The following is a 13,596-nucleotide window of genomic DNA, read 5'->3' as shown; positions in this document are numbered from 1 at the left end:
GGCGCGGTTTTTTCTTGACCGATTTTCAGATTTAGCCTCAATTTAAGGCCGTGATGATCGGCAGAGCCACCGAGATCGGGCGAATATCGGCCCATTGATCCGGCAGCAGACCATAATTCCTGCCCAATACACGCATTTTTCAGGAGATTTCAGTATGGCAACCACAGGCGACGACTTGATCTACGGCGGCGCGGGAAATGACACGCTGTATGGTCTTGCAGGCAATGACATCATTTATGCGATGCAAAACGACGACATGGTTTATGGCGGGCTGGGCGACGATGCGATTGAAACTGGATCGGGCGATGACACCGCTTATGGCGGCGCGGGCGATGATGCGCTGGTCAACGATGGCGGCAATGATGTGCTCTATGGTGGCAACGGCAATGATCTGATCGTGTTGGGTGATCTGGTCTATGGCAGCGCAGGCACGGCCTATGGCGGCGCGGGCGATGATACGATCACCGTCACCCAGACCCAGAACGCAGCGGTTTTTGGCGGCGCGGGCATCGACACCTTGTTGCTATCTTGGCCCTCGGTCTTCACCGATGACGCGGTTTCGGTGGACTTCCGCACTGGTTTTGCCTCGGCCACCGATGGCTCGCATTTGAATTTTGTCGGGATGGAGCAGTTGTTTCTGCTGGCAGGCTACGGCGATGACACGGTGATTGGCGGCGCGCGCGATGATGTGCTGCATGTCTCGGGCGGTGCCAACCGGGTCAATGCCTTGGCGGGCGACGATACCGTGGCCTATATCATCACCGGCGTTGCCAACACGCTCAACGGCGGCGGCGGCGATGATGTGCTGTTGGCGCAAAGCGATAACTCGCCGCTATATTTCATTGTTGATGGCGCGAATGGCCGGGTTGATGACGGCAGCCTGTCGGTGATCACCGGCTTTGAACGCTATGAGGCGCGTGGCGGATCTTTGGCCGATATCGCCAGCCTTGGCGCGGGCGATGATACCTTCCGCGGCGGTGGTGGCAATGACACCGGCTTTGGCATGGGTGGTCAAGATCTGCTGATGGGCCTCACCGGCGATGATGTGCTATATGGTGGCGGCGGCAATGACACGCTTTATGGCGGTGCGGGGCATGACACGCTGGCTGGCGGCGACGGCAATGATGTGATCAACGGCGGCAAAGGCCAGGATCTCCGCACGGGGGGGGCTGGCGCGGATGTGTTCGTGTTCGGTGTGACCGAGGACAGTCTCGACACCATCACCGATTTCACCAGCGGCGAGGATCATATCCGCTACGCCGGCGCGGGCATCGGCATTTACGCGCCCGACCTTGGCCCTCTCGACCCTGGCGATTTGCAGATCGGCGGCAGCACCGCGACGCCGGGGGTTTTCGTGCTGCAATACGACAGCGGCACTGACACCAGTGATCTGTTGTGGTCCGGTACGGGCAATGGGGCCTATCTGCTGATGCGGTTTACCGGCAACGTCAGCATGGTGGCCTCGGACATCATCCTGTTCTAAGCGCTGGGTGTTGCGGCTCTCCAAAACTCTGATTTGTAGAGCACGCACCCCGCCCGCATCGCGGCAGGGTGTCACTGCGCCGCATGGTCCGCTCGGCGCTGTCGCCGATCATGACGTGATGGCCGAGACCGCAGGGCGGTTCGCCGCGCTCTGATCGCCCTGCCCGATCAACGACCCATCGCTTTTGATCAAACCATGTCGCAAATCGAACAGCCCGCGCGAAAAACGCCGCCTAGCTTGCGGCAATGACCCGCAAAACCACCAGCTTGGGCATTATTTACCTGATCGCCGGAATCTCGGTGTTTTCGGTGCAAGACCTGATTCTGAAGCTGATCTCCGGCGGCTATCCTTTGTATCAGGCGATGCTGATCCGGGGCTTCACCTCGATCCCGTTCCTTCTGGCCTTCGCGCATTTTGACGGCGGCATCCGCACCTTGTTCACGCCCGGTGCGCCAAAGATGATCCTGCGTGGGCTGGTGATGTTCATCGCATACTTCAGCTTTTACATCGCCCTCGCTGGCCTGCCGTTGCCGACCACTGTGGCGCTTTATTACTCTGGGCCCTTGTTCATCACCGTGCTTTCCGTGCTGTTCCTGTCCGAGAAAGTCAGCGCCCTTGGCTGGGCCGCCGTGCTGACCGGGTTTCTCGGCGTGATCATCATGGTTCGCCCCGGATCGGATTTGTTCGACTGGGCCGCCTTGCTGCCAATCCTGTCCGGGCTGACCTATGGCATCTCGATGATCACCGCCCGCAAGATGGGCGACACCCAAACCGCCGCCGCCTTGGCGTTCTGGGGCAATGCGGTGTTCCTAAGCTGCGCGGGTCTGATGGCGCTGTATTATCACGATGGCAGTCACACCGTCACCAGCCACCCCAGCCTCGCCTTCCTCACCCGGGGTTGGATCACCCCCACTGCGCCAGACCTCGCCCTGATGATGACCTGCGGCGTGGTCGCCGCCATGGGCCTATGGCTGCTGACGCAAGCCTACCGCATCGCGGCAGCCTCCATCGTCGCCCCGTTCGAATACCTCGGCCTGATCTGGTCAGTGCTGTGGGGCTGGCTGTTCTGGCGCGACTGGCCGGATGCGCAAGGCTGGCTTGGCATCGGCATCATCGCAGGCGCAGGCCTGTTCGTGCTGCTGCAAGAGCGCCGCAGATCACCCCAAAGCGCCGAAGCGGTCGTGTAACCTGCCCACATGCCCCGCAAGTTTGGCGGATTTGCTCCATTGATCCAGCAGGTCTTCCCACCGCATCGGCACGAAGCTGACAGTATCGCCCGCCACCAGCTTGGCAAACTGCGCCACCTCGCGGCGGTGCAAAGCGATGCGCTTGGGGTCAACGGGTTTGCCCGAGGCCCAATTCGCAGGTTCAGCATAAAGATACACCAGCACGCCGCCCACCGCCCGCTTCTCGGCCCGCGTCAGAATCGCATAGGCCGATTTGATCAGCTGCACGGCGTCGAGGGTCTGAAACCCTGCCTCACCCGCCACCATATCATCGCGCAGCTTGGTGAAGCGCGGCAGCTTTTCACCCCAGACTGGGCGATCAAAAATCTCGGCAAAGCCATTGGCCTTCATCGGGCGAAACGGTTCATACCGCCGCGCTTCGATGCCGATCAGCGTGGTGTGGGTTTCAATCGCCACATCCAGCCACGGATGCCGCCCGCCCGTCCACGGAAACCGCATCTCGGCCTCTAGCGTCACCGACGCCACCTGCCCCGCTGGCACCCCCGGCAAAGGTGGCAGATCCTGCGCGCGGTTCAAAAACCAGCCGAATGCGTTGGCAGTCAAAGCGCTAGAGGATTCCGGGCCATCCATCTTGCCCGTATTGACCTCATGCCCCGGTGAACGTTTGAGGCACTCTAGAATCCCTTCAACGGGCAGATCGGGCAAGAATTCGGGCATCATAGCCTCCGGTTCAGAAAGAAAAGGGCCGCCCCAAAGAGGCGGCCCCGTATGCTTAGCAGAAGTCTAAGATTACATCTCGTCCAAAGCTTCGATGAACTTTTGCAGCTCTTCTTTGGAAACTTCTTTCTCGGTCACTTTAGCACCAGCCACGATGTGATCGACAACCTTGTCTTCAAAGATCGGCGCGCGCAACTGCTGCTGCATGTTCGGGTTTTTCTGCACGAACTCGAAATACTGACGTTCCTGGCCCGGATACTGGCGCGCCTGCGCCAGAACCGCTTGGGTCATTTCAGCATCCGACACGGTGACTTCGGCTTTGCGGCCGATTTCAGCCAGCACCAGACCCAGACGCACGCGACGTTCGGCCAGTTTCTTATGCTCATCCGTGGTCTCAACCGAGCCATGGTTGTGATCATGCACATCCGGGTTTTCTTCATGCCACAGCTGATGCGCGATCTGATTGGCTTCGGCATCGACCAAAGCGGGGGGCAGGTCGAACTTCACAAGACCGTCGAGTTGATCGAGCAGCGAACGCTTCAGCACAGCGCGGGCTGCACCTTTGTACTCGGCTTCTAGACGCTCGGAAATCTGGCTCTTCAAGGCAGCCAAATCTTCAGCGCCGAATTTCTTCGCCAACTCATCGTCGAGTTCAGCCGCTTTGGCTTCGCGCACGACTTTCACGGTGCAAGCAAACACCGCTTCTTTGCCAGCCAGATGTGCCGCGCCATATTCTGCGGGGAAGGTCACGGTGACGGTGACATCTTCGCCAGCCTTGGTGCCCAGCAACTGGTCTTCAAAGCCCGGAATGAACGAGTTCGAGCCCAGAACCAGCGGGTAATCCTCGCCAGCGCCGCCTTCGAACGCCACACCATCGACCGAACCTTTGAAGTCGATCACAACCTGATCGCCCGATTTGGCCTTTTTGGCCTTCGGCTTATCTTCAAAGTTCTGCGCGGTGGCCGCGAGGTTTTTCAAAGCTTCTTCGACCGAAGCCTCATCGGCTTTCACCGACAAACGGTCCAAAGCGATTTTGGAGGCATCAAGCTCCGGGATCGGCGGCAGGGCTTCATAGGCCATCTCGACCACAACGTCCTGGCCTTCTTTCCAAGTCTCGCCACCGACCATTTTCACGTCGGGCTGCAAGGCCGGGCGGTCGCCGGTTTTCTCAAAATGCTCTTTCATCGCGCCATCAATGGCGTCCTGCATGGCGTCGCCCATCAGGCGCTGACCGAATTGCTTTTTCAGAATCGCCAACGGCACTTTGCCCTTGCGGAAACCCTTGATTTCGACCTCGGGCTGCGCCTCGAGCAATTTTTCCTGAACTTTGGCTTCCAGCTCGGCGGCGGACACCGTGATGGTGTAGGCGCGCTTCAAGCCGTCTTTCAGGGTTTCGGTGACCTGCATGTGTCCGTCCTTCTCATCAACCTTTGGTGCGGGTAGAGGGACTTGAACCCCCACGCCTTGCGGCGCCAGAACCTAAATCTGGTGCGTCTGCCAATTTCGCCATACCCGCATATGTCAACAAAGCGCAAATTCCTGCCCGAAGGCCGAAAGTGCGCCCTGAAATCCGCGCCCTTCTAACAAAGCCGCGCGAGGGAAGCGAGAGGAAAAGTGAAAGACTCTTTTGGGATGAAATTCCCCGAAAAGTCAGGGCATGACCGCAATCTCGCCCCATTTGGCGGTAAGTTTGCCCCACGCGCTGCTGCGCCGGAGGATTGCCGATGACCATCCACGCCAAAGTGACCGCCGCCAAGTCCAACACCGGGCTTGATCATGGTCTGGCCATCGGTACTCCGGTGCTCAGTCTTGATGGCATGATGCCGGTTGAGTACCTGCACCCCGGCGACCGGGTGATCACCCGCACCGGAGCGCGCAAGCTGGTGGCGATTGAGGTGAGCGTCGTACAAAACGCCCGCATGATCCGAATCTCTGCAGGCGTACTGGGCAAGGATCGCCCCGCCGACGATATGATCGTCACCCCAGATCAGCCCATCCTGATCCGCGACTGGCGCGCGAAGGCTCTGACGGGGGCCAAGGTTGCGCTGATCCCTGCGGCGCGGCTTGTAGATGGCGCGTATATCCGGGCCGAGGTGCTGCCCGAGTTGCGCCTCTACACCCTGCGCTTTGAAGAAGAGGTGGTGATCTATGCAGGCGATCTGGAACTCGTCTGCACCAGCGCGCCCGTCGCCGCCTGAGCGGAATTCGCGCGAATTCCGTACACGATTTTCGCGCGAAAATCGCCTTGCCGCCAGCGGCGCTCTAAACCCCCAAAGCCCGAAACACCTTCGGCAATTCCTCGGGGAGATCCTCGGCAATCAACCCCGGCCCAAAGCTGCGCGCACATTCGACATGCAGCCAAGCCGCCGTCTCCGCCGCCTGCATCGGTTGAAATCCCCGGGCCAGAAGTCCGGTGATAAACCCTGCCAGCACATCGCCTGATCCTGCGGTGGCAAGCCAAGGTGCCGAACGCTCATACACCGCCGCGTTAATCGAACAGCGCCCGTCCGGGGCCGCAATCACCGTATCCGCCCCCTTATACAGCACCACACATCCCGCCCGCGCCGCAGCCTCGCGGGTGGCATCCACCTTGGAATAGGCCGGACCCGTCACCGCCGGAGCCGCCAACCTCTCCGCAATATCCGGGAACAACCGCGCAAACTCGCCTGCGTGAGGCGTCAGCACGCAGCCCTCATGCAACAGTCCAAACAACTTCGCATCCCGCGAGATCAAGGTCAGCGCGTCGGCGTCCAGCACCAACCGCAATCCCTGCGTAGCTCCGGCCTTGAGCCGGAGCCTCGAGGTTTCCAGCGCAACCCGCACCACCTCCGCCGCCCGCGCATCCAACCCCAGCCCCGGCCCCAGACACACCGCATTGATTCGCGCATCCGCCAAAACCTCAGCCAACCCCGCCGCATTTGCCACCGGCTTCAACATCACCGCATCGAGCCGCGCCGCATTCTCGGCCATCGCCCCCGGCGGCGAGGCCACCGTCACCAGCCCCGCCCCGATCCGCAAAGCCCCCCGCGCCGCCATCCGCGCCGCCCCGGCATGACCGTGATCGCCCGAGACGATCAGGGCGTGGCCGTGGGAGAATTTGTGATCCCCTCCGGATTTATTCAGTTCGATTGCAAAGTATCGATGTGGATCGCTTACAAGCTGCACAGTATCCTTAGCGTTTCCGACCCATTGATCCAAACCAATGCTCTTGATGACCAGCCGCCCAGTCAAAGGTCCGTTGGCCAAAAAATGTCCGACCTTTGCAGCTTGAAATGTCACCGTAACATCTGCAAGGAATGAAACGTCACCCACTTCGCGGCCACTGTCGCTACATAAGCCGGATGGTACATCAATCGCGACTGTCGGCGTCAACCAAGCGGCACGATCTTTCATGACCGTATCCCAGTCTTCTACGAGAGATCCGACGATTGGACGCGTAAGGCCGATACCAAAAAGCGCGTCGATGATTAGGTCTGTTGGCTTGAGCCAGCCTTCGCTGCCGCAGAGCGACCCAACCTCCCCCACCTCCACCCATCGCTCATAATTCACCCGCGCATCCGGAGGCAGCTTCCCCGCATCGCCATAGAGATACACCTCCACCGCCCACCCCCGCGCCGCCAACAGCCGCGCCACCACAAATCCGTCGCCGCCATTGTTGCCCGGCCCGCACAACACCACCGCCCTTTGTCCGCCCGAAGCCATCTCCGGCCATTCCTCCAGCACCGCAGCCACAACGCCTGCCCCGGCGCGCTCCATCAGCTCCAGCCCGGTCACGGCACCCGAGGCAATCGCCGCCGCCTCAATCGCCTTCATCTGCGCCGCCGTCAGCACTTCGCTCATATCTTCGCCTTTTCGTTCACAAACCGCCCACACATCACGCATATCGCCTATATTTTAATCATCATCACGTTTTTCCAACCGCAACCCGCCCCCGCTCATTCCTACAGAATTGAAGCCCCCGCAGGGAAGTGATCACTACCGCATAGACCATGATTTGCGTGTAAAAAGACTTGGGGAGTCGGCCATGAAGAAAATCGAGGCAATCATCAAACCGTTCAAGCTGGACGAGGTGAAGGAAGCCCTTCAGGAAGCCGGTATTCAGGGCTTGTCTGTCACCGAAGTCAAAGGCTTTGGCCGTCAGAAGGGCCACACCGAACTCTATCGCGGCGCGGAGTATGTCGTCGATTTCCTGCCGAAAGTGAAAATCGAAGTCGTGCTGACCGATGATATGGTCGATGTCGCGATTGCCGCGATCATTGCCGCGGCCCGCACCGACAAGATCGGCGATGGCAAGATTTTCGTAAGCCCTGTCGAGCAGGCGATCCGCATCCGTACTGGTGAGACTGGCGACGACGCCATTTAACCCCGGCGCGATCTGAACAACCAAAACCCGGCAGGCCAACCCTTGCCGCTACTTTCAACCCGAAACCCCGAAAGGCAGCATGATGAGCGCAGTTGCGAAAGCTCTGAAACTGATCAAGGACGAGGAAATCGAGTATCTCGATATCCGCTTCACCGATCCCAAAGGCAAACTTCAGCACGTCACCTTGGTCACCGACCTAGTGGATGAAGATTTCTTCGAAGAAGGCTTCATGTTCGACGGCTCGTCGATTGCGGGCTGGAAGTCGATTGATCAATCCGACATGAAACTGATGCCGGACGCGACATCGATCTATATCGACCCGTTCTATGCCGAAAAAACCCTGTGCATCCATTGCGACGTGGTCGAGCCGGATACGAATGAGGCCTATGATCGTTGCCCGCGCCAGATCGCCAAGAAAGCCGAAGCTTTCATGAAGTCGTCTGGCATCGGCGAGACCGCCTATTTCGGTCCCGAAGCTGAATTCTTCATCTTCGATGACGTGCGTTACTCGGTTACGCCTCGCAAGGTTTCCTATGAAATCGACGCCGAGGCGGCTGCTTGGAACACCGACACCGTGACCGAAGGCGGCAACTACGGCCACCGTGCGGGCCACAAGGGCGGCTATTTCCCGGTCAACCCGGTAGATGAGGCGCAAGACCTGCGCGGCGAGATGCTGTCGACGATGAAGCGCATCGGCATCCGTGTCGACAAGCACCACCACGAAGTGGCGACCTGTCAGCACGAACTTGGCATGATCTTCGGTGGTCTGGTCGAGCAAGCCGACAACATCCAGAAGTATAAGTATGTGATCCACAACGTGGCGCACGCTTATGGCAAGACCGTCACCTTCATGCCGAAACCTATGAAGGGCGATAACGGCTCGGGGATGCACGTCAACATGTCGATCTGGAAGGATGGCAAACCGCTGTTCGCAGGCGACAAATACGCGGACCTCAGCCAAGAGGCTTTGTGGTTCATCGGTGGCATCATCAAACATGCCAAAGCCCTGAACGCGCTGACCAACCCATCGACCAACAGCTACAAACGCCTGATCCCCGGCTTTGAAGCCCCGGTTCTGCTGGCATACTCTGCCCGCAACCGCTCGGGTGCGGTCCGTATTCCGTGGACCGAATCGCCGAAAGCCAAACGTGTCGAAGCCCGCTTCCCCGATCCGGCGGCGAACCCCTATCTGGCCTTCGCGGGCCTGTTGATGGCTGGCCTTGACGGCATCCGCAACAAGATCGACCCGGGCCCCGCTTCGGACAAAGATCTTTATGATCTGCCGCCCGAAGAACTCGCCGTGATCCCGACCGTTTGCGGTAGCTTGCGTGAGGCTCTGGAAGCACTCGACAAAGACATGGCTTTCCTGCTGTCGGGCGACGTGTTCACCCGTCCGATGCTGGAATCCTATATGGCGCTGAAGTGGGAAGAGGTTTACGCCTACGAACACACGCCGCACCCGATCGAGTATCAGATGTATTACTCCTGCTAAACCCAAAGGGTTACAGCACGCAAAGGCCGCCCCCTTGGGCGGCCTTTCGCGTTTCGGGTACAAGCGAGGACAATCCTGCCCCGAAAGTAAGAATAGCAATTAAGGCGGAAACAGCACTCAACTTCCGGTTAATAACTTGTAAACGCCGCAATACCTTCCAGATGCAGGCACAATCTGCGGGCAACACTATGCAACCACTGATGGAGGTTTCGCGATGAAGGTTCATCCCGACATACAGTTCAGTACGATTGCCGAGTTGTTGTTTCTACAATCGCCTAACCTGAACTTTGCCCGACTGGTGGCTGATCTGGATGCTGTGCTGGCGCGGTTCCACGATAAGGATCGCCAGCTGACATGGGATTGCGAAGATCTGGCGAGTTTCGATATGCCGGGTACAAGGATTGTGCTGGCCACGGCGGAAAACCCGCGCCCAGGCGTGGTGGCGTCTTTGACGCTATCGGTCGGGCCGTCGCATCTGCCACCCCGGCTGAACGCGGCACCGAAACGGCGGCATCCAGCGGTGCGCCACGAGGCTTTGTGCTCTCGGCTGGTGGAACGCGTGCAGGCGCGGCTGAACCCGGATGCGGTGTTCTGGCATGAATGTGATCATCCGGTCACTGCCGAGGTGATCGATTCACTGGCCTATGCGCAACCGAAATCCAGCCAGCGCGCCGACTCGGATCATCCGATCTTCACCCTGCTGGACGAAGGCAATGTTGACGCGGTGTATCAGCGCGGCTTCCAGCCCAGCAACGACCGCCCGGATATTCCCTTGCCGCGCGACCCCGAACTTTCACGGCTGCGGATGGCGCTTTACCCAACCGAGGAGCTGCCGCCGCCGCATCTGATTTCACCGCAAATGCGCTTGGCCGCCCATACGATGAACGCCACTTTGATCATGGTGGCGCTGCCAGTGGGGGCGGCGATGATGACCTATTCGGTGTTGCGCGGCGAGAATATGCGGCTGACTTCGGCGGCACTGGTTGCGACGGGGATCGCCTCACATCTGTTCCAAGGCCCGGTGATCTCGGCCCTGATGGGCTAAGGTCCAGAGCGGTTTGTGTTTATCTTGAATCACAATGCCCGCCAAGACCTGCGCGCGTTGTGATGCTTCTGCGCCAGATAAAACGCAAACCGCTTTAGTTGGCGTGCTGCATCACCCCCAAGGCGCTCAGGGCCGCAAGGTCACTGGGCGCGAGGCTGTGCAGTGACACCTGATAGGTGTGGATGCTGAACAACACCGCTTCGGTCTGCGGCAAGCGCAGCAAACACTGTCGCTCTGCCCGCATATAGGCCCCCTCGCGTGCCTTCGGATGCCTATCAGCCTCCCGCCGGGGGTGAAACAAATCAGGGCTTTCGTAGATGTGAAAGTTCATCCGCCAAAGTGGCTGCTCGGGTCGGATCGCATCAAACAATCGCTGCACGCGGCGCGCCAAGTCTTCGGTGTAACTCTCCACCGGAATATGGATCCCCAACATCGAGCGCCCCAACTTTTCCGCCAGCGTCCAACTCGCCGGAAAGCACAACACCGCAGCCGTCAGGGCATGTTCCTCGCCGACCCGCTGCATCAGGCAGAGATCCTCTTGCACCAACCGCCCCAAGGTCAGCAGCGGTGCCGCGCGGTCCAGCCTCACCCGCACCCCATCCGGGCGCAGCACCGAATCCGCGCCAACCACAAACCCCGCCGTGCCGCGCAGTTTGTCGACCACCCGGTCATACAATTCCAGTGCCGCAGGCAAAGCCGCCTCGGGCAAAGCATGCACCAGATCGGGGCAGTTCAATATCAGCCGATCCCGCTCCGCCATTTGTGCGGCATAAGCGTCGCACGGCTCAATCCAACTGTCATCCGTGATCGGCTGAATCCCCGGCAACCGCGTGGTGCGCGGATCAAGCCAAGGGTGCAGCGGCAGTTTTGCGTTCAAGATCGGCATCGGCCAAACCTAGCCGCGCCCAACCGATAAACGCAAGCCCCAGCCATTTGCGACAACGCGCGTCGCGCCCAGCAAAGCCCAGGCCCCGCCACCTGCCACCTTCCCCCAAGCCAATCCCGCTTTGGAGAGCCCCATGTCCTACGCCGAAACCCGCCGCAAAATCGATCCCGCGCGAGGCGACCGCTTGGGCGACGGCACCCCGAATGACAATGACCGGGTGGAAATCGGCCCGACCCAACTGGCCTTTGGCGAATGGGCCAAGGCGGGCCTGCAGCTTCCGAACCTGCAGAACATGCGCGAATTTCGCTGGAAACGCCTTGTCGCCAGCCTGAACGCCCGCGACTACGGCGGCATCCTGATGTTTGACCCGCTGAACATCCGCTACGCCACCGACACCACCAACATGCAGCTATGGAACAGCCACAACCCGTTCCGTGCCTGCCTGATCTGCGCCGATGGCCATATGGTGGTCTGGGAGTACAAGCAGGCCCCCTTCCTCGTGAACTTCAACCCGCTCGTCAAAGAACTCCGCTCTGGTGCGTCGTTCTTCTACAATGTCTGCGGTGATAAAGTCGCCGAGGATGCCACCTCTTTCGCCGCGCAAGTCAACGAGGTGATGCGCGCCCATGCCGGCTCCAACCGCCGCCTTGCCGTCGATAAAATCATGATCAACGGCTTGCGCGCATTGGAACGTGCAGGTTTTGAGGTGATGGAGGGCGAGGAAGTCACCGAGCGCACCCGCGCCATCAAAGGCCCCGACGAAATCTTAGCTATGAAATGCGCCCATCACGCCTGCGAATCCGCCATAGCCGAGATGGAAACCGCCACCCGGACAGGTGTACCACTTGGGCATATGTCGGAAGATGATATCTGGGCCGAACTGCACAAGGGCAATATCCGGCGCGGCGGCGAATGGATCGAAACGCGCTTGCTCGCCTCGGGCCCCCGCACCAATCCGTGGTTCCAAGAATGTGGCCCGCGCATCGTGTCGAACAATGAAATCGTGGCGTTTGACACCGATCTGATCGGCTCTTACGGCATCTGCATCGACATTTCCCGCACATGGTGGGTCGGCGATCAACGCCCGACCAATGCGATGATCTCGGCGATGGGTCACGCGATGGACCATATCCACGAGAATATGCAGATGCTGAAACCCGGCGTCACCATCCGCGAGCTGACCCACGGCGGCCACACCTTGGGCGACCAATACCAGCGCCAAAAATACTCCTGCAAAATGCACGGTGTGGGGCTTTGCGATGAATGGCCCTTCGTGCCCTACCCCGACGCGCATGTGGACGGCGCGTTCGAGGTTGCGCTTGAACCCGGCATGACGCTCTGTGTCGAGGCCTTGGTTTCCCCCGAAGGCGGTGATTTCTCGATTAAGCTGGAAGATCAGGTGCTGATCACCGAGACGGGATTTGAGAATCTGACGAAATATCCGTTCGATGCCAGGCTGATGGGAAAAGCCTGAGGCGACCGGATTGCTCCAAAGTTGAAGCCTCCGGCGGGGATATTTAAGCCAATGTGAATTTGCAGAGCGTCAATCATTTCACATTGGTCTAAAATATCCCAGCCGGAGGCTACGCCGGTCCAGCCATCCGCGCCGCTGCGTGAAAAAACCTACTCCGCCACAAACCCCGCCGCCTTATGGCTGCCGTCGCAATAGGGCTTGTTCGCCGAATGGCCGCAGCGGCACAAAAACGCCTGTGTCACCCGGTTCACCGTATGCCCGGTGCCCGACACCACCTCCAGATTGCCCACAACTTTCAGCGGCCCGTTCGGCATAGGCTGCACATCCACAACCCCATCGCGCAGCGCCAAAGCGGCCGATTCCTTCACCGCAGGCTCTCCGGTAGCGGTAAACCCCGCCGCCGTATGGCTGCCATCGCAAAACGGCTTGTTGGCCGAAGCGCCACAGCGGCACAAGGTGGCGCGCGGACCCTCCTGCGCCACACCGCCCAGCAAGATCGAAGCCTCCAACGCCAACGGCCCATTTTCGCGCACCCGCAGCGTGTTCACCACCGGCGGCGCATCAGACCCCACCGCCGCGTCATTGCGCAGCACCCGGATCGCCCCCGAAGGGCAATTCTGCCCAAGCCGAATAACCTCTGCCGCCGAGGCTGCATCGGGATAAATCCACTCGCCCTGCACATTCGGCACAAACACCTCGGGATGGCTCAACACGCAGTTGCGCGAATGCACGCAGCGTTTGCCGTCAAACACAATCGTCACCTCGCGCCCTTGAACCGTTTCGACCATGATATCCTCCGTTTTGGCAAGTAGGCTGGCCACAGTTTGCCACAACCGGCACGCTCTGGCTATCGGCTTGGCACCGCGACTCCTGGTTAACAAATCTTGAACACTCCCCTGCTAACCCATTGATTTCTTATAATGCCGATTCACCGCCACGCGTGGACACG

Annotated in this window: 12 protein-coding genes and 1 tRNA gene; 7 read left to right on the top strand and 6 right to left on the bottom strand. The window is 59.8% G+C overall.

The genetic code is table 11. The features are described from left to right. Window positions 1-154 precede the first annotated feature (154 nt). Together AKV04_RS22215 and AKV04_RS22210 are read left to right on the top strand one after the other, a co-directional pair. Window positions 155-1,483 carry a calcium-binding protein gene (locus AKV04_RS22215; RefSeq protein WP_054008601.1) on the top strand — a complete coding sequence of 443 codons (1,329 nt, stop codon included), beginning with the start codon at window positions 155-157 and terminating at the stop codon, window positions 1,481-1,483. Between the two features lie 245 nt (window positions 1,484-1,728). After that, entirely contained in the window at window positions 1,729-2,670 is a 942-nt protein-coding gene (locus tag AKV04_RS22210; RefSeq protein ID WP_054008600.1) for a DMT family transporter, read from the top strand. Here AKV04_RS22210 and AKV04_RS22205 read toward each other — a convergent pair. From AKV04_RS22205 to AKV04_RS22195, 3 genes are all read right to left on the bottom strand, one after another. Continuing rightward, window positions 2,641-3,387 carry a hypothetical protein gene (locus tag AKV04_RS22205; RefSeq protein WP_054008599.1) on the bottom strand — a complete coding sequence of 249 codons (747 nt, stop codon included), beginning with the start codon at window positions 3,385-3,387 and terminating at the stop codon, window positions 2,641-2,643. The two genes, AKV04_RS22210 and AKV04_RS22205, sit on opposite strands and share 30 nt — an antisense overlap. Before the next feature lie 72 nt (window positions 3,388-3,459). Next, complete coding sequence (gene tig, locus AKV04_RS22200) at window positions 3,460-4,794, bottom strand: trigger factor (RefSeq protein WP_054008598.1); 1,335 nt, start codon at window positions 4,792-4,794, stop codon at window positions 3,460-3,462. A 24-nt stretch (window positions 4,795-4,818) separates the two neighbouring features. After that, window positions 4,819-4,903: transfer RNA gene (locus tag AKV04_RS22195), tRNA-Leu, on the bottom strand. A 208-nt stretch (window positions 4,904-5,111) separates the two neighbouring features. Between AKV04_RS22195 and AKV04_RS22190 the strand changes: the two genes are divergently transcribed. Then, window positions 5,112-5,585, top strand: coding sequence for a Hint domain-containing protein (locus AKV04_RS22190; protein ID WP_054008597.1), 474 nt, complete (start codon window positions 5,112-5,114; stop codon window positions 5,583-5,585). Window positions 5,586-5,649: 64 nt separating this feature from the next. Here the strand turns inward: AKV04_RS22190 and AKV04_RS22185 are convergent, their stop codons facing one another. Beyond that, complete coding sequence (locus AKV04_RS22185) at window positions 5,650-7,227, bottom strand: bifunctional ADP-dependent NAD(P)H-hydrate dehydratase/NAD(P)H-hydrate epimerase (RefSeq protein WP_054008658.1); 1,578 nt, start codon at window positions 7,225-7,227, stop codon at window positions 5,650-5,652. Between the two features lie 184 nt (window positions 7,228-7,411). Between AKV04_RS22185 and AKV04_RS22180 the strand changes: the two genes are divergently transcribed. From AKV04_RS22180 to AKV04_RS22170, 3 genes are all read left to right on the top strand, one after another. Continuing rightward, the gene (locus AKV04_RS22180) at window positions 7,412-7,750 is read left to right on the top strand and encodes a P-II family nitrogen regulator (protein WP_054008596.1); all 339 of its coding nucleotides are present in this window, start codon (window positions 7,412-7,414) and stop codon (window positions 7,748-7,750) included. 82 nt (window positions 7,751-7,832) lie between these two features. Next, complete coding sequence (gene glnA, locus AKV04_RS22175) at window positions 7,833-9,242, top strand: type I glutamate--ammonia ligase (protein ID WP_054008595.1); 1,410 nt, start codon at window positions 7,833-7,835, stop codon at window positions 9,240-9,242. Window positions 9,243-9,456: 214 nt separating this feature from the next. Next, window positions 9,457-10,287 carry a hypothetical protein gene (locus tag AKV04_RS22170; RefSeq protein ID WP_054008594.1) on the top strand — a complete coding sequence of 277 codons (831 nt, stop codon included), beginning with the start codon at window positions 9,457-9,459 and terminating at the stop codon, window positions 10,285-10,287. 94 nt (window positions 10,288-10,381) lie between these two features. Here AKV04_RS22170 and AKV04_RS22165 read toward each other — a convergent pair whose 3' ends face one another. Beyond that, complete coding sequence (locus tag AKV04_RS22165; protein WP_054008593.1) at window positions 10,382-11,173, bottom strand: heme-dependent oxidative N-demethylase family protein; 792 nt, start codon at window positions 11,171-11,173, stop codon at window positions 10,382-10,384. 133 nt (window positions 11,174-11,306) lie between these two features. Here AKV04_RS22165 and dddP point away from each other — a divergent pair, with 133 nt between their 5' ends. Further along, window positions 11,307-12,647 carry a dimethylsulfonioproprionate lyase DddP gene (dddP, locus tag AKV04_RS22160; protein WP_054008592.1) on the top strand — a complete coding sequence of 447 codons (1,341 nt, stop codon included), beginning with the start codon at window positions 11,307-11,309 and terminating at the stop codon, window positions 12,645-12,647. A 149-nt stretch (window positions 12,648-12,796) separates the two neighbouring features. Here the strand turns inward: dddP and AKV04_RS22155 are convergent, their stop codons facing one another. After that, window positions 12,797-13,435, bottom strand: coding sequence for a CDGSH iron-sulfur domain-containing protein (locus AKV04_RS22155; protein WP_054008657.1), 639 nt, complete (start codon window positions 13,433-13,435; stop codon window positions 12,797-12,799). Between the last annotated feature and the right edge of the window lie 161 nt (window positions 13,436-13,596).

Origin of the sequence: Cypionkella psychrotolerans, from assembly GCF_001294535.1 — a bacterium.
GTDB classification, from domain to species: Bacteria; Pseudomonadota; Alphaproteobacteria; order Rhodobacterales; family Rhodobacteraceae; genus Cypionkella; species Cypionkella psychrotolerans.
Note: the sequence above shows the minus strand (reverse complement) of the source record. Positions and strands in the feature narration are given on the sequence as shown.